The sequence below is a fragment of the Spiractinospora alimapuensis genome (assembly GCF_018437505.1).
Lineage (GTDB): Bacteria > Actinomycetota > Actinomycetes > Streptosporangiales > Streptosporangiaceae > Spiractinospora > Spiractinospora alimapuensis.
The window spans coordinates 5,279,675-5,301,534 of record NZ_CP072467.1 but is presented as its reverse complement, the minus strand read 5'-3'; the positions used below and the strand labels follow the sequence as shown (position 1 = coordinate 5,301,534).

General features: G+C 69.1%; 14 protein-coding genes and 1 riboswitch. Of the genes, 7 read left to right on the top strand and 7 right to left on the bottom strand.

Annotated elements, in window-relative coordinates:
* Window positions 1-44 precede the first annotated feature (44 nt).
* Together J4H86_RS24700 and J4H86_RS24695 are read left to right on the top strand one after the other, a co-directional pair.
* Window positions 45-1,454 (top strand): amidase, encoded by a 1,410-nt coding sequence (locus J4H86_RS24700; RefSeq protein ID WP_330932452.1) that lies wholly within the window; start codon window positions 45-47, stop codon window positions 1,452-1,454.
* Between the two features lie 86 nt (window positions 1,455-1,540).
* Entirely contained in the window at window positions 1,541-2,242 is a 702-nt protein-coding gene (locus tag J4H86_RS24695; protein ID WP_236540722.1) for an alpha/beta fold hydrolase, read from the top strand.
* 14 nt (window positions 2,243-2,256) lie between these two features.
* Here the strand turns inward: J4H86_RS24695 and J4H86_RS24690 are convergent, their stop codons facing one another.
* On the bottom strand, window positions 2,257-2,526 hold the full coding sequence (locus tag J4H86_RS24690; RefSeq protein ID WP_236540721.1) for a DUF6504 family protein: 270 nt from the start codon (window positions 2,524-2,526) through the stop codon (window positions 2,257-2,259).
* Between the two features lie 302 nt (window positions 2,527-2,828).
* On the opposite strand from J4H86_RS24690, the gene J4H86_RS24685 reads away from it, so the two are divergent.
* The gene (locus J4H86_RS24685) at window positions 2,829-4,847 is read left to right on the top strand and encodes a serine/threonine-protein kinase (RefSeq protein ID WP_236540720.1); all 2,019 of its coding nucleotides are present in this window, start codon (window positions 2,829-2,831) and stop codon (window positions 4,845-4,847) included.
* 480 nt (window positions 4,848-5,327) lie between these two features.
* Window positions 5,328-8,456, top strand: coding sequence for an AfsR/SARP family transcriptional regulator (locus tag J4H86_RS24680; RefSeq protein WP_236540719.1), 3,129 nt, complete (start codon window positions 5,328-5,330; stop codon window positions 8,454-8,456).
* Window positions 8,457-8,728: 272 nt separating this feature from the next.
* On the opposite strand, the gene J4H86_RS24675 is transcribed toward J4H86_RS24680, so the two are convergent.
* Window positions 8,729-9,606, bottom strand: a protein-coding gene (locus tag J4H86_RS24675; RefSeq protein ID WP_394356414.1) for an IS5 family transposase whose coding sequence is annotated in 2 segments (ribosomal slippage) — window positions 8,729-9,235 and window positions 9,238-9,606 — 876 coding nt in all. Because the reading frame shifts where the segments join, the coding sequence is not laid out codon by codon here.
* A gap of 631 nt (window positions 9,607-10,237) precedes the next feature.
* Here J4H86_RS24675 and J4H86_RS24670 point away from each other — a divergent pair.
* Window positions 10,238-11,911, top strand: coding sequence for a hypothetical protein (locus J4H86_RS24670; RefSeq protein WP_236540718.1), 1,674 nt, complete (start codon window positions 10,238-10,240; stop codon window positions 11,909-11,911).
* Here J4H86_RS24670 and J4H86_RS24665 read toward each other — a convergent pair.
* Together J4H86_RS24665 and J4H86_RS24660 are read right to left on the bottom strand one after the other, a co-directional pair.
* Entirely contained in the window at window positions 11,843-12,868 is a 1,026-nt protein-coding gene (locus tag J4H86_RS24665; RefSeq protein ID WP_236540717.1) for a carbohydrate kinase family protein, read from the bottom strand. The two genes, J4H86_RS24670 and J4H86_RS24665, sit on opposite strands and share 69 nt — an antisense overlap.
* Entirely contained in the window at window positions 12,861-14,096 is a 1,236-nt protein-coding gene (locus tag J4H86_RS24660) for a hypothetical protein (RefSeq protein WP_236540716.1), read from the bottom strand. Before J4H86_RS24660 ends, J4H86_RS24665 begins: the two co-directional genes overlap by 8 nt.
* 235 nt (window positions 14,097-14,331) lie before the next feature.
* Here J4H86_RS24660 and J4H86_RS24655 point away from each other — a divergent pair, with 235 nt between their 5' ends.
* Window positions 14,332-15,291, top strand: a complete 960-nt coding sequence (locus tag J4H86_RS24655) for a quinone oxidoreductase family protein (RefSeq protein ID WP_236540715.1) — start codon at window positions 14,332-14,334, stop codon at window positions 15,289-15,291.
* An 84-nt stretch (window positions 15,292-15,375) separates the two neighbouring features.
* Here the strand turns inward: J4H86_RS24655 and J4H86_RS24650 are convergent, their stop codons facing one another.
* The 3 genes from J4H86_RS24650 to cobN form a co-directional block, all read right to left on the bottom strand.
* On the bottom strand, window positions 15,376-16,479 hold the full coding sequence (locus J4H86_RS24650) for an SPFH domain-containing protein (RefSeq protein WP_236540714.1): 1,104 nt from the start codon (window positions 16,477-16,479) through the stop codon (window positions 15,376-15,378).
* A gap of 26 nt (window positions 16,480-16,505) precedes the next feature.
* A complete protein-coding gene (locus J4H86_RS24645; RefSeq protein WP_236540713.1) occupies window positions 16,506-16,949 on the bottom strand; it encodes an NfeD family protein in 444 nt (147 codons plus the stop codon).
* 205 nt (window positions 16,950-17,154) lie between these two features.
* Window positions 17,155-20,889, bottom strand: coding sequence for a cobaltochelatase subunit CobN (gene cobN, locus J4H86_RS24640; protein ID WP_236540712.1), 3,735 nt, complete (start codon window positions 20,887-20,889; stop codon window positions 17,155-17,157).
* A gap of 64 nt (window positions 20,890-20,953) precedes the next feature.
* A riboswitch (cobalamin riboswitch) is annotated at window positions 20,954-21,086 on the bottom strand.
* A gap of 119 nt (window positions 21,087-21,205) precedes the next feature.
* Here cobN and J4H86_RS24635 point away from each other — a divergent pair.
* Complete coding sequence (locus J4H86_RS24635; RefSeq protein ID WP_236540711.1) at window positions 21,206-21,757, top strand: hypothetical protein; 552 nt, start codon at window positions 21,206-21,208, stop codon at window positions 21,755-21,757.
* Window positions 21,758-21,860: the final 103 nt, after the last annotated feature.

Below are 21,860 nucleotides of genomic sequence, written 5' to 3'. Positions count from 1 at the left end.
GTAGGAGTGCACTCGTACGATCCCTGACCCGCAGCGAGGTTCTCTTGGATATCACCGACCGGACAGCACGGGAACTCGTCGCGATGCTGCGGTCCCGTGAGGTGTCCGCCCGTGAGGTGGTTCAGGCCCACCTCGAGCGCATCGAGGCGGTCAACCCCGCTGTCAACGCCGTCGTCACGAACGACGGGGAACGCGCCTTGGAGCGCGCGGCGGAGGCGGATGACCGGCTCGCCGCGGGTGAGCCGGTAGGCCCCCTGCACGGTGTTCCGGTGGCGCACAAGGACACCCACGACACGGCGGGCGTGCGCACCACCTACGGCTCCCCCATCTACTCCGAGCACGTACCGGACCAGGACTCACTCGTGGTGGAGCGGATGCGGGAGGCGGGCGCGATCTCGCTGGGGAAGACGAACACCCCGGAGTTCGCGGCCGGATCCCACACCTTCAACCCGGTGTTCGGAACCACGGTCAACCCGTATGACACCTCCAAGTCGGCCGGCGGGAGCAGCGGCGGCGCCGCGGCCGGCTTGGCCACCGGAATGTTCGCGCTCGCCGACGGCTCGGACATGGGAGGGTCCCTGCGCAACCCGGCGGCGTTCAACAACGTTGTCGGCCTGCGCAGCACGCCCGGCCGGGTCCCCGTGTGGCCGAACGGCCTGGGCTGGGCCACCCTCTCTGTGCAGGGCCCGATGGGCCGCACCGTCGACGACACAGCGCTGTTGCTGTCGGTGATCGCCGGGCCCGACTCCCGCAGTCCGATCGCGGTCACCGAGGACCCCGCCCCGTTCGCCGCACTCGGGCCAACCGACCTGTCGGGGATGCGCTTCGCGTGGAGTGAGGACCTGGGCGGTCTGTTCTCCTCGGAGCGGGCCGTCCTTGACACTCTGCGGCCGCAACTGGACGTGGTACGCGCGCTGGGCGGTGAGGTCGAGGAGGCCCATCCCGACCTCACCGGGGCGGACGAGGCGTTCCGCACCCTGCGGGCGTGGATCTTCGCCAGCGAGTACGGCCCCATCCTGGACCGGCACCCCGAGCAGGTGAAGTCCAGCGTGATCTGGAACATCGAGATGGGCCGGGACCTGACCGGTGAGGACGTGGCCCGCGCCGAGCGGCTGCACACCGAGGTCTTCCACCGGATGCGGGAGTTCTTCGAGCGCTACGACGCGCTGTTGCTGCCGGTCAGCCAGGTGACGCCGTTCAACGCCGACGAGGAGTACCCCGCCGACATCGACGGTGTGGTGCAGGAGACCTACCTCGACTGGATGCGATCCTGCTACCTCATCTCCCTCACCGGTTGCCCGGCGTTGTCGGTCCCCGGTGGCTTCAGCCCGTCCGGTCTGCCGGTGGGTCTGCAGATCGTCGGCCCCCACCTGGGAGAGGCGGACGTGCTGCGTGTCGGCGCCGCCATCGAGGGCGCCACCGGCACGCACAGGGTCCGCCCCACGCTTCCCTGACGGGGACCGCGCCCAACGCGGCCCCACCAGAGGCTGTGGCCATCGGGCGGCGCCTGCCGCACCATGGACGCGAGGGGGGTTGTTCCGTGAGAAGCCTCGCGCGTGTCGTGCTCGTGCACAGCCCACTCGTCGGGCCGTCGTCCTGGCGTCGGGTCGCGGCGCTGCTGCGGGCCCGGGGGTGGGGCGGTGTCGTGCCCACGTTGTCACACGTGTTCGACGACGCCCCACCCTTCGGCTCCCGTCTCGCCGCGGCCGTCGCCGCGGCGGGACACGGTGAGGAACCGGTCGTACTCGTCGCCCACAGTGGGGCCGGCCCGATACTTCCGCAGGCGGCCGCTCTGGTCACGGCTCCGGTCCGGGGCGCCATCTACGTAGACGCGCAGCTTCCCCGTCCTGGGCTGAGCTGGCTGGACACCGCACCTGCGGAGCTGGTCGACCACCTTAGGGAGCTCGCGACCGGAGACCGGTTGCCACCGTGGAACGAGTGGTTCCCTCCCCACGCGATCCGGGAACTACTGCCCGACCCGCGCACGCGCACGGAGTTCTGCGCCGAGCTGCCGGCGGTCCCCTTCTCCTACTTCGAGGAACCCGCCTCGCCGCGCCATGTCGCGGTCCCGGGGCGCGCCTACTACCTGCGGTTGAGCGACGCCTACGCGGCGGAGGCCGACGCGGCGACGGACGCCGGGTGGCCAGTGGTACGCGAGGCCGCGCACCACCTGGCCATCCTCACCGACCCCGAACTGATCGCCGCCACGTTGGACCCCATGATTCGGGAGTTGGTCACCTGAGCGTCGACGGCGCCTCAGTCCCACACACGCACCAGTGACCAGCGGTCGTTCTCCGCGTGGTGGCTGAGCTCGTACACCCCTTCCGTGCTGTGGGAGCCCGCGTGCAGGCGCCAGTGTTCGCGGTGCGGCAGCACCGTCTCAGCCTCGGTGCACCAGGTGTCGCACAGCACGACCCAGTGGTCCACGATCCAGCGCACCGAATAGGTCCTCCCCTGCCAGGCGAACCCGATGGGGCGCCCGTCCCGTATCCACACCTCGACCTCTGAACCCACCATCCGGCTCATCGCCCGCACTCCCCCGGGGGTGACGTCGGTTGTCCACCGACAGCTTCAATGGAACACATTGGGAAGTATTTTTCGAACCTGTGTTCCCATTATAGCCGTGATCGACTCCCGGAAGAACTGTTAGATTCTTCGTGGTGGCCCCCTCCCTCCCTTTCCCGACGCCACCCCCGCGCACGGGACGCGCCGCCGACCGGCCCCGAGGAACCGCTCCCGGCCCCTCGAACGACCGGCCGCAGCGTTGCGGTGGGACCGACCATCGAGGCGACGTAGGCGAAACCGATCGGCGAAGGACGACAGCAACCGTGACGTCTAACGGCTCCCACCGCGTCAAACCCTTGCGCGCCGGAGATCCTGAGGAGCTGGGTGAATACCGGATCCGTGGTCGGCTCGGCCGCGGTGGCATGGGCACCGTGTACCTGGCGACCGACGCCCAAGGGCGCGAGGTCGCGCTGAAGCTGATCCACCCCGACCTCAGCGACGACGAAGCCTTCCGCCGCCGGTTCGCCCGTGAGGTCCACTCGGCGCAGAGCGTGGCGCGGTTCTCCACCGCGGCGGTCCTGGACGCCCAGTTGGAGGGCGAGACCCTCTACATCGTGTCGGAGTACGTGGCGGGCCCCAACCTCGCCGAGGCGATCGACGCCGACGGCCCCATGTTCTCGGGAACCTTGGAGGGCCTGGCGTTGGGGGTGGCCGCGGCCTTGGCCGCGATCCACGGTGCGGGCGTGGTCCACCGGGACCTGAAACCCGCCAACGTGCTGTTGTCCTCCGTCGGCCCGAAGGTGATCGACTTCGGGATCGCCCGGGCGTTGGACGACGACAACGCGGTCACGCGCTCCAGCCAGCTCATGGGGACGCCGGCCTATCTCGCCCCCGAGTTGATCCTCGGCCAGGACATCACCCCGGCGTCGGACATCTTCTCGTGGGGGTGTCTGGTGGCCTTCGCCGGCCGCGGAACGGCGCCGTTCGACGCTCCGACGGTTCCCGCGGTGCTTCACCAGATCTCCACGGCCGAGCCGGATCTCTCCGGGTTCGACGACACGCTGCGTGCGGTCGTCGGGGAAGCCCTGTCCAAGGAGCCCGAGAGTCGACCCACCGCCCAGCAGATCCTGGACCAGTTGGTCGGCAAGGACAACAGCGGCGAACGAGACGTCGGGCGGACGGTGATGCGGTCGTGGACGCCGCCGACCGCGGCGGCCCAAGCCGCCACATTCTCGACTCCGCCCGAGGGCCAGGCTCCACCGCCCGCGGCCGACGGGTCGACGGCCCACATCCAGCACGATCCGACGACGGCGATGCCCGACCCGTCCCGGCCGGACTGGAATCCCGCGGCCGCGAACTCCGGCGGGTACCCCGGCCAGGCACCCACCGGTCAGCCGGGACACGGTCAGCCCCACAACCAGGGCCACGGACAGTGGGGGCACGCCCCGTCCGGTCCCCAGCCTCCCCACTCCCCCGCCAACGGCACGCAGCCGTGGAACGGGGGGTCCGGCCCGCAGTACGCGCAGTCGGGGGCCGCGCCACGGTACGGCGCCGCGCAGGCGCCGCCCACGACACCCGGTGGGGACGGCAGCGGCGGCAAGGGCGGAAGGCGTCTGTGGTTCGCGCTCGGAGGTGGCGGACTGGCGCTGGTCATCGTCGTGGTCGCGGTGATCGTGGCGATCACGTCCAATTCGGGCCCACCCGAGGGAGTCGTGGTCTACAACGACGACTTCGCCAACATGGAGACCGGGTGGGGACGCGGCGACGAGTTCGACCTGGATGACGACGACGCCGGCGTCGGCTACACCGACAACGCGTTCATCGTGCGCGCCGACGACGATGACCCCCGCATGGGCGCGTCCTCGGAGTACGAGGGTGACGAACTGGACGAGGGCCTCATGATCACCTCCACGATGACCGCCGTCACCACGCCGCCCCAGGGGCAGATGGGTGTCTACTGCTACCGCGACAGTGACAGCCTCGAGTCCACGGCGTATGAGTTCCTGGTGCGTGGCGACGGCGCCGAGGCGCAGATCCGCAAGCTCGCCGGTGAGGGCGGGGAGTCCGCGCTGGTCGACACCCAGTCGGTCTCCGGCTTCGACGACGGGGAGAACGCGGAGAACACCCTGGTCGCCACCTGCGTCGAGACCGAGGACGGCGACGCGATGGAGCTGCGCTTCTGGATCAACGACCGGCTGGTCCTGGAGGGGACGGACAACAATCCCCCGGAGCTGGGCGAGAACCACGGCATCGTGGCGCGCCGCCCCGGCGGTGGGTCGGGCCCGAGCACCACGATCGCGTTCCAGGACTTCTCCCTGTCGCAGTTGCCGGCCGAGGAGTAGACCCCGGCGAGGGCGACGTGCCACGGGGCCGTCGCCCTCGAACGGATATGTCTGGTGCCGCGCCCACGCAAGGCACCCTAGCGGTTTCGCTCCGCCACACCCGGGCCGATAAATGGGCACGCCCCACGCTGATCATTTCCATGGGACGTGCACGATAAATGTGATTCCTCCGGCTCCTTATCGTGCGCCGCTCACCGCCCCAACGGGCGCGGATTCGGCACCACTGACCTTTCCGACCACGCCTGATGCCAAGAATCCAGCCGTGGGCGCGCCCCCTCACCCCGCCACCGGACACACGAACCAAACGACGGTGATCAATTCCCCAGCCGCACTTCGGTGGAATTGATCTCCAATTTTGGCCGTGTTGAAAAATAAAACCACGCAATGAAATAATGACCGCTCCGTCGTTGAGGGGCGGTGCCTGTTGCGGTGCGGATTCATGTGCTCGGCCCAGTCGAAGTGATCGTCGCCGGACAAGACGTGAACGTCGTCGGAAAGGAACTGCAGCTCCTCACGTCCTTGGCCCTCGCGGCCGGGCGTCCGGTCAGCCCCGACGTGCTGGCCGACAGGCTCTGGGACGGGGAGGCCGGCGACGCCTGGCGCCCGACGCTGCACACCTACGTCACCCGGCTGCGCCGCCGGTTGGAGACCGTCGGGGTTCCCAGGTCCCGACTGCGTCAGCGTGGCAACGGCTACGTCCTGGATCTGACCGATGACTCGGTGGACTGGCTCGAGTTCTCCGCGCTGCGTTCCCGTGCCGCCGCCTATCTGCGGCGGGAGGACGGTGACGCCGGTGTCGACATGCTGGAGACGGCGCTGGACCTGTGGCAGGGCGACCCGCTCGGGGGATTGCCCGGACGCTGGGCCGGTGAGATGCGTACGAGCATGACCAGCGCACACCAAGCCGTGCTGGGGAAGTGGGCATCGGCGGCGCTACGGCAGGGCCGAGGTGAGGACGTCGTGGAGACGCTCGGCGCGGCGAGTGTCGAGTATCCGCTCAACGAGGCTTTGAGCGGCCACCTGATGCGGGCACTGGCACTGCTCGACCGTTCCGCGGACGCTCTGTTGGAGTTCCAACGCATCCGGCGCCGACTGGCGGAGGAGACGGGATCAGATCCCAGTCCCCATCTCGTGCGCCTGAACCAGGAAATCCTGCGGCGTAGCGAGCGTGGTGAGGCATCGCGGAGCAACGGTCACGCGGGGAGCACCGTCCGGACGGTCGAGGCCCCTCCGCTGCGGACGAACCTGCCGCGGGACCTCGCCGACTTCGCGGACCGCACGCGGGAGCTCGACCTGCTCCTTGGTGCCCTGAAACCCGCGGAACCCTCCCAGGCCGCGAACGTATGCGTGATCAGCGGGATGCCCGGCGTCGGGAAGACCAGCCTGGTCGTACGCGCCGCGCACCGACTGGCGGGCGAGTTCGGGGATGGAAGCTGGGTCGTGGACCTTCGCGGCCACGACGAAAACCAGGAACCAGTGGGCGCGCTCGAAGCGCTCGGGCAGCTGCTGGAGCTGGTCGGCGTCCCGATGGAGAGGACCGGCGACACCGTCCACCAACGGATGGCGGTGTGGCGCGACCACACGTCCCACCGACGGATCCTGCTCCTGCTCGACGACGCGGCCAGCGCCGAACAGGTGGCGCCGCTCCTTCCCTCCGGCCCCGGCTGCGCGGTGCTCATCACCAGTCGCAATCAGCTCGCGGACATCGACGGCGCGTTCCATCTCCGACTCCGGGAGCCCCGCACCGAGGAGGCGGTCACCGTGTTCACCACCATCGCCCGCCACCAGAGCTCCCACGAGGTCGACTACACCACCACGGAGATAGCCGACCTGGTCCGGCTCTGCGGGAACCTTCCGCTCGCGCTCCGGCTGATCGCCACCCGACTCACCACCGGCGGGGAGTGGACCGCCGCGGCCATCATTCACCGGCTCCGCTCCGCCAAGGACACCCTGCGCGAGTTCCGCGTTGGATACCGGCAACTCGCCGTCGTGTTCCCGGTTTCGTTGCGCAGCCTGTCGCGGGCGGCGCACGACGCGTTCCTCCGCCTAGGCCTACACCCCCATCTCACGATCGACCTCCACGCCGGTGCCGCCCTCGCCGGGCTGGAGCCGGAACGCGCGGAGGAGGTGTTCGAGGAGCTGGTGGGCGCATCCCTCCTGGAGACGGGGGCGGCCGCGGGCACCTACCGCGCGCACGCCCTGGTCATGGACTTCGCCCGTGGCAGGGCACGCGAGGAACTGCCGGCTCCGGAACGGGAGAGCGCGACACTGCGCATGCTGGACGCCTACCTGCGCGGTTGCTCCCACGCCGATCGGACGCTCTATCCACACCGAATGCGACAGGAACACCTGCTGGCTCCCGCCGCGAGCACAGAGGCACATCCGCTGACATCACGGGACGCCGCGTTCGCCTGGCTGTCCACGCGAATCCCCGCCGTGCTCGCGGTCATCGGCCACGCCGCTCAGGGGCCCCACGCCTGGTACGCCGCGGCCCTGACCCACGCGATCGCCGAGCACATCGACGCGCACGGCCCCTGGGACGTGCGCGTCGACCTGCATCGCCAAGCCCTGGACATCTGGCAGGCCCGGGGGGAGGAGCGCGACGTCGCCCAGGCCAACTACGAGCTGGCACGAGCGCTGTGGCGCTCCGGCGCGGTGCGGGAGGCGGACGAGCGAGTCAGCACCGCACGACGACTGTGGCAGAACGCGGGCGACATCGAGGGCGAGGCGCGGGCGCTCGACCAGCAAGGTGTGATCGCATTCGTCACCGGACGGCACGCGGCAGGAGTCGAGCTGCATAAACGGGCCCAAGAGCTCTTCGAGCGCGTTGGCGATGAGCGGGGCATCGCGCTGAGCATGGATCGACGCGGCGCCTGTCACTTTCGATCCGGCGCCTTCCACGACGCCATCGCCGCACACAGCGAAGCTCTGCGGATCCAGGAACGGCTGGGTGATGTGAGCGCCATAGTCACCACAAAGACCCATCTCGCGGGCGCGCTGCAGTCCCTCGGATATCATCGCGAGTCGACGGCGCTGTGTCACGAGGCCCTCGCGGGGGCGCGGGAACTCGGAGACCGGCGCCGCGAAGGGGTCATCCTCGGCAATCTCGCCGAGGTATTGTCCTATCGCGGGAAACACCAGGAGGCGCTGGCTCATTTCGGTACAGCGCTGGAGATCCACCGCGAGGTCAGCGACCCGTGGACCGAGGCCATGGCATTGAGTAATATCGGCCGCCTTTATCTCAATCAAGATCACCTCGATGAGGCTGAAACATATTTCACCCAGTGTCGAGTTCTCTGCGCGACGTATGTCAATCCGGTAGCACACGTTGAGTGCAGGATCGGGCTCGGATCCGTGGAACACCGTCGCGGGAATCTGACGCTCGCCCACGACCTCGCGTCAGCGGCGTTGAGCGACGCGGAGCGCTTCGCCTTGACCAATGAACGCGCGCAATCCCTCACGCTCCTGGGACAAGTGTTGATCGACCAGGGAGCCCGGCGCGCGGCGAGAACCACTCTCGAGATCGCGGAACGGCAGTACCTTGACCTCGACTCTCCAGAGGTCGCCTATGTACGCGCGCTGATCGAGAGCCTCATTCGGATCGTCTAGGTCGAAACCCCCCAATATCCCTACATATCGCGTTCGCGATAGGCTTTTGGCTATGCAATGATCTGGGGTGGAGGCGGGACGAAGGCGGTCGAATATTAACCATCGCCGCCCCCTACCGTTGCAATCCCACGCATCCATCCATCAAATGAACAGGAATCAATAAATTGATCATGCCTCCACCTCACCTCCCCGACGCGGTTGCGTTTGGATGGGTCCACATCCTGACCCTCATCCAATCCGTCACCTGAACAGAACTTGATCACCGCCAACCGCTAGGTCGTGTTTTTTGAACGGGTGAGGTCGCGGAGCCAGATCCGGATGGAGGCGAGTTGAACCGTTCCGTCGTAGATCGCGGCGCGTTTGTCGTATCTGGTCGCGACTGCTCGGTTTTGTTTGGGTAGGTTGATGGATCGTTCGACGGTGTTGCGGTTTCGGTAGGTGTCCCGGTCGAAGGCTGGGGGTCTGCCGCCTTTGGCTCCTTTGCGTTTGCGGTTGGCGCTTTGGTCGTGGGGTTGGGCGATGGTCGCCCGGATGCCTCGTCTGCGCAGGTGGGCCCGGATCGCTGATGAGGAGTAGGCCTTGTCTGCCAGTAGACGGTCTGGGCGAGTCCGTGAGCGGCCGGCGCTGCGCGGTAGCCGTAGCGCGGCCATTAGCGGCTCGAACATGCGGGTGTCCCCGCGTTGGCCGGGGCTGGTGGCGATGGCCAAGGGGCGGCGACGGTTGTCGGCGATCAGGTGAATTTTGGTGGTCAGTCCTCCCCGGGAGCGTCCCAGTGCTTCGGATCCGTCCGGTTCGTTCCGGGCCGTTTCCCCTTTTTTGTGGCGCCGGCGGCGTGGTGGTGGGCGCGCACGGTGGTGGAGTCGATGCCGACCTCGAGGGCCTCGCCGGTGGCGGCGTCGATACGCAGCCGTTCGGCGATCCTGTCCCAGGTCCCGTCCAGTGACCAGCGGCGGTGCCGCCCGGCGGCGGTCTCCCAGGGCCCGTACCGCTCGGGCAGATCCCGCCAGGGGATCCCGGTGCGGGTTCTGAACAGGATCGCGTTGATGACCTTGCGGTGGTCGGCCCACCGCTTTCCTTTGTGGGGGTGGGCGGGCATGAGCGGGGCGAGCAAAGCCCATTCCTCGTCGGTGAGTTCATGGCGTCGAACCATGAGACCAAGAGTTCCAAAGACCCCGCCCACCCCGCAGACCTTCCAAAAAACACGGCCTAGTTGGGCAAGGCTGTGCCACAAGCGCAGCCTCTTTTTTCGCTCCGCTCCTCACCGTCACCTCGCGCACAATCCACCCACCCAAAAACACGATCTTCGCGGGATTTGGGTAGGTTCCTTATTCAAGCGCTGAGGGTCGGTGACGCTGAGTATGCAAGGACAATGCCCAGGACGTAACCATCCCGCTGCCCCGCCCCCCGTTGCGAACTCGATCGACAACCCGGTGTACGGAACATCGGTTCAAGCGGGGGCCGTGCACGGTGATGTCAATGTGTTCCCGGCGCCCCCGATTCGGCGCCCGCACCAGCTACCTGCTGTCTCGCCCCACTTTGTCAACCGGCGGAGCGAACTTGCCGAAATGGGTCGTGTCACCGCCACAAGCGCGTCCGGCGACCATCCGTCGCTATTGTGTGTTGCGGGCCTGGGCGGGGTGGGGAAAACCGGGTTGGCCTTGCGCTTCTTGCACCGTCTCGACGATGTCGATGGACACTTCTATGTCGATCTGCGCGGGTTTTCCTCCGGAGAACCTGTACGCCCGACAGAGGTGCTAGCCCACTTCCTGTGTGCTCTGGGTGTGCCACCGGCAGCGATTCCCCCCGAGTTCGCGTCACGTGCGGCGTGGTGGCGTTCGGCCACGGCAGGGCAGCGCCATGCCATCCTGCTCGACAACGCTCACTCAGCGGCCCAAGCGCGTGCCCTCCTGCCGGGGGCGGGCAGGCACGTCGTCGTGGTGACCTCACGACGCCGGCTCGGTGGACTCGTGATGGACGGTGCGCGCTACCTGCATCTGGGGCCTCTGAGCGTGCCCGATGCGGCGCAACTCCTACGCCTGATCAGTGATGACCTCGGAGCCCACACCGATGTGCCAGCGACGGAGCGTGTGGCGTTTCTGTGCGGCGGCCTCCCGATCGCAGTGAGCTCGGTGGCGGTTCAGGCCGCGAGCGGCCGTCCCCTCCTCGCGGTCGCGGCCGATCTTGAGGGACGACGGCGCCGGTTGTCGGTCCTCAGCGGTGAGGAGGTCTCGGTGCAGGCGGCGTTCGATTTGTCCTATGACGCGCTGGACGCGGACACTCGGTTGGCGTACCGGCGGTTGGCGTGGCATCCCGGTGCGGATTTCTCTGTGGAGGTTGCGCAGGCGTTGACGGGGCTTGAGGCTGAGGTCAGTGAGCGGGCCTTGACCGCGTTGGTGGCGGCCAGTCTGCTCACCGAGGTGGAGGGTCGTTATCGGTTTCATGACCTGATCGCCCTACACGCGCTCACGATGGCACGCAGGCATGAGCCGGAGGGTGAGCGAGTGGCCGCCCTCCACCGCCTCTGCGTCGCCTACGCCGAGTGGGCTCGGGCGGCCGATCACGTACTTCGGCCCTACGTGGCCAACCGGGGACCAGGCCATGGCCCCTTCGCCGCCCCGGACGAGGCCCTGGCATGGCTGGTGCGCGAACGCGACGCGCTCCTCGCCTGCGCCGACCACGCCGCCCACGGCGAAGACTCCGCCTCCGCGGTAGGCATCGCGGAAGGCATGTGGCCGCTCTACCTGCACCACAGGGACGCCGCCAACTGGCTCCGCGCGTGCGAGCCCGCACTCCGCGTCACCTCCGACCAACGCACCCGCGCCCGCCTGCTCAGCAAACGAGGCCTCGCCCACGGGTTTCTCCACCAACTCGACGCCGCCGACCGAGCCTTCACCGAGAGCGAAACCACCTGGCGACAACTCGGTGACCGCTGGCGCCAATCCCAGGTACGCCAACGCCGCGGACTCCTCGCACTCGGGCTGGACGATCACCAAACGGCCATCACGCACCTCACCACCGCCCTCACCATCCACGACGACGTCGACAAACCCCACGACCGCGCCATCACCCTGCTGGGCCTGGGTCGCGCACTCATCGCGACCGACCAAGGCCCCCGCGCGCGCCCACCGCTGCGCGAAGCGGTCGACCTCCTGGAGGCGACGCAGGACGCCAACCACCTGAGCCGAGCCCGCGTCGCCCTGGCCCGCGCCACCATGGACGCTGACTCCCAAGACGCCAAGGCGAAACTATGCACCGAACTCGCCGTACTACGACAACGGGGCTCGATGCTGGGTCGCGCCGAAGCCCACGAAGCACTCGGCGACCTCGCCACCCACCAGGGCAGAACCTCCGAGGCCGCCGAACACTACCAAGCGGCGATCCAACTCCTACGAACCATGGGCTCCCAAGCCCCCGCCACCAGAATCGAACAACGATTGCTCCACCTCGGGCGTTGATGGCTGTCCACGGTGGTCACGATTCCCGTCCCACCGCGTGATCGCGACCTCCACTGAGTGCCTGCGACTCAGGTCACGGAGCTGAGCGGACGACAGGTGCCCGCGTGAGGGAAACCGGTCCCCGATCGTGAACGCCGCGTGCAACACGGCGTCCGCGAGCGCCTGCACCGGGTTTCCCATGCCGAGCCACACATGCAGGAAGGAGGCGAAGAGCGTGTCGCCGGCACCGATGGTGCTCACCAGGGGCCGGGGCAGTGGCGTGGCGGCGTGTACCAGAGTCCCGTCGCGAAGCCCCATGACAGCCCCACGGGCGCCGCATCCGATCGTCGCGATCAGGCAGCCCGGATAAGTCGCGAAGATGTGCCGGATCCAGGCCACCGGCGGGCAGGGCAGTTTCTCATGGGAGCAGAACACGATGTCGGCCACGTCCAGCCAGGCGGCGCGGTTTGGGCTGCTGACATCGGCGATTACCTGGGTGTCCACGGCGATCGTCGCGTTGGTCCGGCGTGCGGGCTCCAGGAGCTCGCGGGTGAAGGCGGCCGTGGTGAACGCGATCAGGTCGGCGTCGGAGATGACGCGTTCGAACAAGTCGATCGGGTAGCCGTGCTCGTTCACTGGGTGGTGATGGGAGTAGGTTCGGCGCGCCCCGTCGGCCGACGTCATATTCACGGCGAGGGACGAGCCGTGGCCGATGACCGTTCCCACGCCGAGAAGCCCGCTGGCGCGCAGGTCAGCCTCGATCAGCAACCCGGCGGGATCGGCACCGAGCACGGTGCACAGTTCCACCGAGCCGCCGAGGATCGCCATCGCCTTGGCGACGTTGGCACCCACCCCTGTCACGCCAACCTCCATCCACTGTGGAAAGCTCGTGGATCCCGGCGGGACGGGGAACCGCTCCACCGGGAGTGTGACGCCCAGGCTGGCCACCCCCACCACCACGCTCCGTCGCTCAGTCACGACGCTCACCTCCCCGTCCTTGATCGGTGAGCGAGAACGGGTCGCGGGGAAGTCGGGCCTCCCACGGGGGCTCCCGCAGGAACAACTGCTCGTAGAGCGTGTGGCGCATGCGGGCGGCGAACTCGCCGGGGTGGGAGGAGATCCGGGCCGCGACCGGCTCCCAGGTGCTGGCGGTCCAGGTGTCGAGCAGTGATTCCACCTGCGACAGCACCGGACCCGACTCCCCGATGTGGGGCGCCTGGGCCAGCACCGCACCGATGGGCGACCCGGGGTCCACGTCGATCCCGCCGTCGGGGCACACCATGATGGGCCGGTCCAGTAGCGTCGCGTACAGGGTGGTGGATCCGTGATCGCTCACGACGGCGTCCGCGGCGGCCAGGACCGCCGTGAAGTCGACGTCCGTCGGCACCACGAGCAAGCCGAGTTCCCTCAGGTGTGCCAGCCAGGACCGCACCTGCCAGCCGCCGTGCGTGGCGTACACGTTGGGGTGGGTCAACAGCGCCACACGCCACCCACTCTCCAGCGCCTCCTGACTGACCCGGGACAGGACGTCCAAGCGGGCCCCCAGCAGCGCCTGTCTCCCCCAGGTGGAGGCCACGACGACGAGCCGTTGGTCCTCGTCCACGCCCAGGCCCCGGCGAGCCTCTCCCCGGTGGGACAACCCCTCGCGCAGCCGGTCGGCCACGGGGTCTCCCACCACCACCGCCTGGCTCAGCGCCTCGGGACACGTGGCGGCGAGCCTGCGGCGTTCCTCCTCGTGCGCCAACACCAGCACGGACGGGATGACGCGGCCGTCGTGTACCAGCCGTTGCCGGTCCAACCCGAATGTCGACCGCGGCGCGGGGGCGGCACCGGTCAACGTCGGGGTCATGAACTTGCCGTATCCGGCGCCGTGCGGCAGCAGGACGAGGGGCCCGTGCACGCGCTCGATCCCCCAGTAGCTGGCGGCGATCACCAGGTCGAACGGCGTCTGCTCGGCCTGCCCCCACGGAATCACCACACAGTCCATCGCCCGCAGCCGTTCGGCCACCCCGCGGCAGAAGATCGACGGCGCGATCGTGTACACCACCTGGATCCGCGTGTCGTCACCGAGGAGTCCGACCGGGTCCATCAGTCGTTGCGCGCACGCCACCGAGTGCACGATCACCAGCACCGTCCGACATCCGCCTCGCGTCACCCACCGCTGGGCGTTGAGCCCGACCGGGGCGTGTAGCCACTGCTCCGTCATGGCGTCTCCTTCCAACACTGTCGCAGTGCCCGTGTCGCACTGCTCTGGCCTGTCGGAAGTCACCCTCGGGGCCGTGGCTGGACGTTTCGCTGGACGGGAAACACACTCCCGCGGCCACGGTTCTGAACGCGGGCTGGACACGGTACTGAACCGCCGTGCAGAGAGGGGTCGGGCGGGGAACACACCATGCCAGCTTCTATGATGGGCGGCCCGCAGCCAGTGAACGGAGTGAGCCATGCGCGCGATCCAGGTCCATGAGCCGGGTGGTCCCGATGCCATGCGGGTGGAGGACGTCCCCGCGCCGAGTCCCGGCCCCGGAGAGATCGCGGTCGACGTACAGGCGCGTGGGGTGAATTTCATCGACGTCTACCAGCGTTCTGGTGCCTATCCCCTGCCGACTCCGTTCACTCCCGGGGTGGAGGCGGCCGGCGTCGTGGCCGAGGTGGGCGACGAGGTGACGGACGTCGCGGTGGGCGACCGGGTGGGGTGGGTGATGATCCCCGGCGCCTACGCCGACCGCGCCGTGATCCCCGCCGCTCGCGCGATCCCGATCCCGGACGGGGTGACCTCCGAGGACGCCGCGGCCAGCATGCTGCAGGGGATGACCGCCCACTATCTCACCCGTAGCACCTACCCCGTGCGGGCCGGCGACACCGTGCTGGTGCACGCGGCGGCGGGCGGAGCGGGCCTGATGTTGGTGCAGTTCGCGAAGCTCGCCGGTGCCCGTGTCATCGGGACGACGTCGACGGAGAGCAAGGCGGCCCTGGCCCGCGAAGCGGGCGCCGACCACGTCCTGGGCTACGAGCACTTCGGGCCGGAGGTCCAGGAGATCACCGACGGCGCCGGGGTCGCCGCCGTGTACGACGGCGTCGGGGCCACCACGTTCGACGCCAGTCTCACCAGCCTGCGGCGGCGCGGTGTCCTCGCCATCTTCGGCCAGGCCAGCGGCCCGGTTCCCCCGGTCGACCCCCAGCGCCTGAACAAGGCCGGCTCGGTCTTCCTCACGCGCCCGACCCTGGCGCACTATGTGGAGACCCGCGAGGAACTACTCCAGCGATCTGCCGAACTGTTCGCCCTGATCCAACGCGGCGACCTCAAGGTCCGAGTCGGTGGCCGCTACCCCCTCGACGAGGCACCGGGGGCGCACCGCGACCTCACCGAACGGCGGACCACGGGCAAGCTTCTGCTGACCTAGGAGCGGAGGCGACGCGCCCCGTGCGTTCCCTGGGACGGGACCGCCCGGCCGGGAGCACGGGGGCGCCGCCCGCCGCGCCTGGCGTCACGACTCGCCGGGCTCCTCGGCCGACATCTTCCCCTGGGTGGCGGCCTCGGCGTCGGCCTTGGCCTGGTTGACGGCCGCCTCGGCTTCCTCTCGGGCCTGTTCGGCGGCCGACATGGCGTCGAGGGACGGTGCTCCGCTGGTGAGTGCCGGGGTTCCCTCCTCGTCCTGCGTCGACTCGGTGTCCCCGGTCTCGGACTGGGGAGGGGTCGGCGCGACGCCCGTGCCGTCCTTCGTCCCGCCGGTGAAGGCGTCGGTGACTGTGCGGACCGCCTGGGTGAGTTCGCCGGGGATGACCCAGAAGGTGTTGTTCTCGCCGCCGGCGATCTCGGGCAGGGTCTCCAGGTACTTGTAGGCCAGCACCTTGGGGTCGGCGTTGTTGGTGTGGACGGCCTGGAAGACGCGCTCCACGGCCTTGGCCTCACCGTCGGCGCGGAGAATGGCGGCCTGTTGGTCACCCTGGGCCTCCAGGATGGCCTGCTGGCGGGCTCCCTCCGCGGTGAGGATGCGGGACTGGCGCTCGCCTTCGGCGTGCAGGATGGCGGCGCGCTTGTCGCGCTCGGCCCGCATCTGCTTCTCCATCGCCTCCTTGATCGTGGGCGGCGGGTCGATCGCCTTGATCTCCACCCGGTTCACTCGGATCCCCCACTTGCCGGTGGCCTCGTCCAGGACGGTGCGTAGCTGCATGTTGATCTCCTCGCGGGAGGTCAACGTGCGCTCCAGGTCCATGGAGCCGATGACGTTACGCAGGGTGGTGACCGTGAGCTGGTCGATCGCCTGCAGGTAGTTGGCCACCTCGTAGGCAGCCGCCCGTGGGTCGGTGATCTGGTAGTAGAGCACCGTGTCTATGTTGACGACCAGGTTGTCCTGGGTGATGACCGGCTGGGGCCGGGAGGAGAAAACCTGTTCCCGGATATCCAGCCGGGTGTTGATCCGATCCACCATCGGGATGATGAAGTTGAGTCCCGGTTGCAGTGTGGTGCGGAAGCGTCCGAAACGTTCGACGTTGTAGCGACGCGCCTGTGGCACGACGCGCACCGTCGACATCACCGCGAACACCACCAGCGCGGCGATGATGACGATCGGAACGATTAGGTCGGGCATCTCTCCCTCGCCTCAATTCAGCAGGGTTATCGAAGTAGTTCATCGCGTGGGTACACGACGGCCGTCGCGCCGTCGATCTCCATCACGTCCACGAGTGTTCCCTCCGGGATGACCTGGGCGTCGTCCAACGCGCGGGCAGACCATTCCTCTCCGGAGAGTTTGATGAGCCCGTGGGCCGCGGTGACCTCCTCCAAGACCACCGCGTGGCGGCCGACGAGCGCGTCGGTGCCCTCACGGATCACCGGTGGGTGGGACATGTGCCGTTTGGCGATCGGACGCACGATCGCCAGTCCAGCGCCTGCGGTCAACGCGAAGGCCAACGTCTGAATGACGACCGGCAACCCCAGCCCGGCGACGATCGCCGCGACCAGAGCGGCGACGGCGAGCAGGCCGAAGGCCAGGGTCAAGGTGAGGAACTCCGCGGCGCCCAGGGCTGCGGCAGCGATCAACCAGAGAATCCACCACGGCATCGCATCGCCCTCCCGTCTGAGCGGGTACCCCTAACGTACCCCGCGGACCGCCACGCGGGACAGGCGTTTCGGCCATCCACATAACAGCGTTCACGGTCCGCCAGCGACCCATCACTAGAGGCATTCCCGTCCGGTTACGCCCCTGCACTCGCTGCGCGGGGCGTGTCCGGAAATGGTAGTCCCGTCGACGGTCGGCGGGAAGGGATCAGCCGTCCTCCAGCTCCCCCTCCAACTCCAGGTAGCTGGCGCGTAGACGCTGGAGCAGCTCGGGGTCGGGTTCGCCCCACAGTCCCCGGTCCGCGGCCTCGAGGAGTCGTTCGGTCATACCGCGCAACGCCCAGGGATTGGCCTCGGAGAGGAACCGCCGGTTCTCCTCGTCGAAGACGTAGGTCTCGGCGAGCGTGGCGTACATCCAGTCGTCGACCACACCCGCGGTCGCGTCGTAGCCGAAGAGGTAGTCGACGGTGGCGGCGAGCTCGAAGGCGCCCTTGTAGCCGTGGGCGCGCATGGCACCGATCCAGCGCGGATTGACCACGCGCGAACGGAACACCCGGCGGGTCTCCTCGGCGAGACTGCGGGTGCGCACGGAGTCCGGGGTGGCGGAGTCGCCGACGTACGCGCGGGGGCTCTCGCCACTGAGCGAGCGCACCATGGCGACCATGCCGCCGTGGTACTGGTAGTAGTCGTCGGAGTCGGCGATGTCGTGTTCACGGGAGTCGGTGTTCTTCGCGGCGACCGAGATCCGACGGAACGACGCCTCCATGTCGGCCCGCGCCTCGCGGCCGTCCATGCCGCGACCGTAGGCGTAGCCGCCCCACGACGCGTACACCTCGGCGAGGTCGGCGTCGTCACGCCAGTTCCCGGAGTCGATCAACTGGAGTAGTCCGGCGCCGTAGGCACCGGGCCGGGACCCGAAGACGCGGGTCGTGGCACGACGCCAGTCTCCGTGGTCGGCGTGGTCGGCGAGGGCGTGGGCGCGGGGGAAGTTCTCCTCCCCTGGTTCGTCGAGTTCCGCCACGGCGGTGATGGCGTCGTCGATCAGGGCGAGCACGTGGGGGAAGGCGTCCCGGAAGAACCCGGAGATGCGCAGGGTGACGTCCACGCGGGGACGGCCCAGTTCCTCCACCGGAACCACTTCGAAGCCGGTGACCCGGCGCGACGCGTCGTCCCACAGAGGGCGCACGCCGAGCAGGGCGAGCACCTCGGCGACGTCGTCGCCCTGGGTGCGCATGGCGGCGGTTCCCCACACGGTGAGGCCGACCGAGCGCGGGTACTCCCCGGTGTCGTCGAGGTGGCGCCGGATGAGGGAGTCGGCGAGGGCCTGGCCCACCTCCCAGGAGTTCCGCGAGGGGACGGCCTTGGGGTCCACGGCGTAGAAGTTGCGGCCGGTGGGCAGGACGTTGACCAGTCCGCGGGTGGGTGATCCCGACGGGCCCGCGGGGATGTGCCCACCGTCGAGGGCGTGCAGCACGGCGTCGAGTTCCCCACCGGTACCGGCGAGCCGGGGAACGACCTCGGTCACCGCGAACGCGAGCACCTCCCGCGCCGCGTCCAGGTCGTCACCGAGGACGGTCCGGACGACGCCGGGGATCGCTTCCTCCGCCCAGGACTCCTCCTCCATCGTGGTGACCATGCGCCGGGCGAGGGTGTCGATGAGGTCGATCGCGTCGGAGGCGGTGCGGGCGGGGCCGTCGACCAAGCGGGTCAGCCCGTCGGGGACGGCGATCGGAACGCCGGGTTCGGCGAGCAGCTCGCGCTCGTCGAGGCCGAAGTTCCGCGCGATCACGGCCCGTAGGCCGGGGAGGGCGGCGGCCTTGTTGCCCCACATCTGGGCCGCGCGCAACACGGCCAGCACCAGGTTGACGCGCGCCTCCCCCTCGGGGGCGTCACCGAGGACGTGCAGACCGTCGCGGATCTGCACGTCCTTGATCTCGCACAGATAGCCGTCGACGTGCATGACGAAGTCGTCGAACTCCTCATCGTCGGGCATGGCGTCGGTGTCGAGGTCGTGGTGGAGTTCGGCCGCCTTGATCAGAGTCCAGATCTGGGCACGCAGGGTGGGGGCCTTGTCGGGGTCCAGGTCACTGACGAGGGCGTACTCGTCGAGGAGCTGCTCCAGTTTGGCGATGTCGCCGTAGGTGTCGGCGCGGGCCATCGGCGGGACCAGGTGGTCCACGATGGTGGCGTGGGCGCGACGCTTCGCCTGGGTGCCCTCGCCGGGATCGTTGACGATGAAGGGGTAGATCATCGGCAGGTCGCCCAGCACGGCGTCCGGCGGGTCCTCCGCGGCGAGCCCGATGCCCTTGCCGGGGAGCCACTCCAGGGTTCCGTGCTTGCCCACGTGGACGACGGCGTGGGCGCCGAACCCGCCGTCGTCCACGGCGGTCTGCAACCACAGGTAGGCGGCGAGGTAGTGGTGCGAGGGGGCGAGTTCGGGGTCGTGGTAGATGGCGATGGGGTTCTCGCCGAAGCCGCGCGGCGGCTGCAGCATGAAGACCACGTTGCCGAAACGCAGGGACGCGATGACGATCTCCGGCCCGTGCGTGCCCTCGGTCACGTAGAGCTCGCCCGGAGGCTCCCCCCAGGCCGCGGTGACGGAGTCGCGCAGGGGCTGGGGCAGCGCCGCGAACCAGCGTTGGTAGTCGGCCAGCGGAACCCGGGTCTCGGCCTGCTCAAGCTGCTCTTCGGTGAGCCACTCCTGGTCGTGACCTCCGGCGGCGATGAGGGTGTGGATCAGCGGGTCGCCGTCGTCGGCGCGGCGGTCCTCCTCGGGGGCCGGGACGCGCCAGAGGCCGTCGTCGGTTCCGAGGTCGTAGCCGCGCTCGCCGAGGGCGCGCAGCAGACGCACGGCGGAGGCGGGGGTGTCGAGACCGACGGCGTTGCCGACTCGGGCGTGTTTGGTGGGGTAGGCGGAGAGCACCATGGCGAGGCGGCGCGACGGCGTGGGGACGCCACGGAGGCGGGCGTGGGCGACGGCGAGGCCGGCCACGCGGGCGGCGCGCTCGGGGTCGGCGACGTAGACGGGGATGTCGCCGGTCTCCTCGGTCGTCTCCTTGAAGGAGAAGGGGACCGTGATGAGGCGGCCGTCGAACTCGGGGATCGCGACCTGCATTCCCGCGTCCATCGGGGTGAGCGCGGCGTCGGACGCCGCCCAGGCGTCCCGGCTGGTGGTGAGGACCATGCCCTGCAGGATGGGCACGTCGAGGGCGGCGAGCGCTCCGGCGTCCCAGGAGTCGTCCTCGCCGCCCGCGACCGCGTCGGCGGGCCTGCTTCCTCCGGCGGCGAGGACGGTGGTGATCACGGCGTCGGCGCGCCGCAGGATCTGGAAGAGTTCCGGGTGGGTGTCCTGGGTGACACCGCGTAGGGAGCCGGTGAAGACGGGCAGTGGCGTTCCGCCGGCGGTGTCGATCGCTCGGCAGAGGGTGTCGACGAACGCGGTGTTGCCGGAGAGTTCGTGTGCCCGGTAGAACACGACGGCGACGGTGGGCCGCCCGGGTGTCACCTCCGGTTCGGGGCCGTGTACGCCGAACTCGGGCATGGGCTCGGGCGGGGCGAACCCCTCTCCGGTGAGCAGCACGGTGTCGGAGAGGAACCGCGCCATCTCACGGAGGTTCGCGACGCCGCCCTCGGCGAGGTAGGTGTGGGCCTGGGTGGCGACTCCGGCGGGGACGGTGGACAGCTCGATCATGTCGGCGTCGGGCGCGGCCTCGCCGCCGAGGGCGACCAGGGGGACGCCGCTGGCGCGCAGCGCGTCGGTTCCGTCGGGCCAGGCTCGGCGCCCGCCGAGGATGCGTAGCACCGCGACGTCCACGCCCTCCAGCAACGCGGGCAGGTCCCGGGGGTCGAGGCGGGCGGGGTTGGCGGTGCGGTAGCCGACGTCGGCGCTCCGGGCCGCGAGCAGTTCGGTGTCGGCGGTGGACAGCAACAGGATGGTTGCCACGTTGTGTCGATCCTTCCCTCGGGGCACTCCACGACCCCGGTCGAGAAACTAGTGGTCCGCGGCGCAGTGTCCTGGCTCTCGGATCGTTGTTCCCCCACGGCCTTCCCATCGCGCACTCGTGCGACAGTGGCACACCCCAGCGAGGTCACTCCCCGAACACAGTGGCGGGACCGCCCCGGACTCCCACCGGGTTCCTGCGCTCGCCCCGGCTGATTCTCCCAGACGGGATGTTGGGACGGTGCGGCGCGTCGGGTTCCCGGACTCGGGAACACCCAGGCGATCATGAAACACAGGGTTTTCTGTCACAATCCTCTGCATGAGCTACCCCGGACCGCCGGACCCCTACGGCGACCCCTACAACGCCGACCAGCCCGCCTACGGCGCCGATCCGGCGAACCCCTTCGGGACTGGTCCCCAGCCCGGGGATCCCGGGTATGGACAGATCGAGCCGTACAACCCGCAGAGCGGCGGCTGGCAGGCGTTGCCCCCCGGCGGCGGGGTCCCCGCCCAGCCGAGCGGAGCGCCCATCGCCCAACTGGGGGACATCACCATCACCCAGAACGAGGTGATCACGCCGTCGGCCACGTTCCCCCTCGCGGGCAGCCAGTGGACGATCAACGACATGACTCAGTACCACCAGAAGCTGCCGAGCTGGGCGTTGGCGGTGGCGCTGATCGGGTTCTTCTTCGTCTGCGTGTTCAGCCTGTTCTTCCTGTTGGCGAAGGAAACCACGGTGCAGGGCGGGATCCAGGTCACGGTGCGCTCCAACGAGCACTACCACGTGACGATGATCCCGATCCACAACGCGGCCCAGGTACAGCAGGTGCACACCCAGTTCGCCTACATCCGGTCGATGGCGGGTTCCTGAGCGCTCAGGTCGGCGGTGGCCCCCGCCTGGAACCGGGCGTGGGCTTCCAGGAACCCGGCGATCGTCTCGAGCTCGGGCAGGGTGAATCGATCCAGAAGCCGGT

Bases quoted from the DNA above. Each gene is read 5' to 3' on its own strand.
- J4H86_RS24690 (WP_236540721.1), bottom strand. From the start codon at position 2,526: ATGAGCCGGATGGTGGGTTCAGAGGTCGAGGTGTGGATACGGGACGGG.
- J4H86_RS24660 (WP_236540716.1), bottom strand. From the start codon at position 14,096: ATGACGGAGCAGTGGCTACACGCCCCGGTCGGGCTCAACGCCCAGCGG.
- J4H86_RS24655 (WP_236540715.1), top strand. From the start codon at position 14,332: ATGCGCGCGATCCAGGTCCATGAGCCGGGTGGTCCCGATGCCATGCGG.
- J4H86_RS24650 (WP_236540714.1), bottom strand. From the start codon at position 16,479: ATGCCCGACCTAATCGTTCCGATCGTCATCATCGCCGCGCTGGTGGTG.
- J4H86_RS24645 (WP_236540713.1), bottom strand. From the start codon at position 16,949: ATGCCGTGGTGGATTCTCTGGTTGATCGCTGCCGCAGCCCTGGGCGCC.
- J4H86_RS24635 (WP_236540711.1), top strand. From the start codon at position 21,206: ATGAGCTACCCCGGACCGCCGGACCCCTACGGCGACCCCTACAACGCC.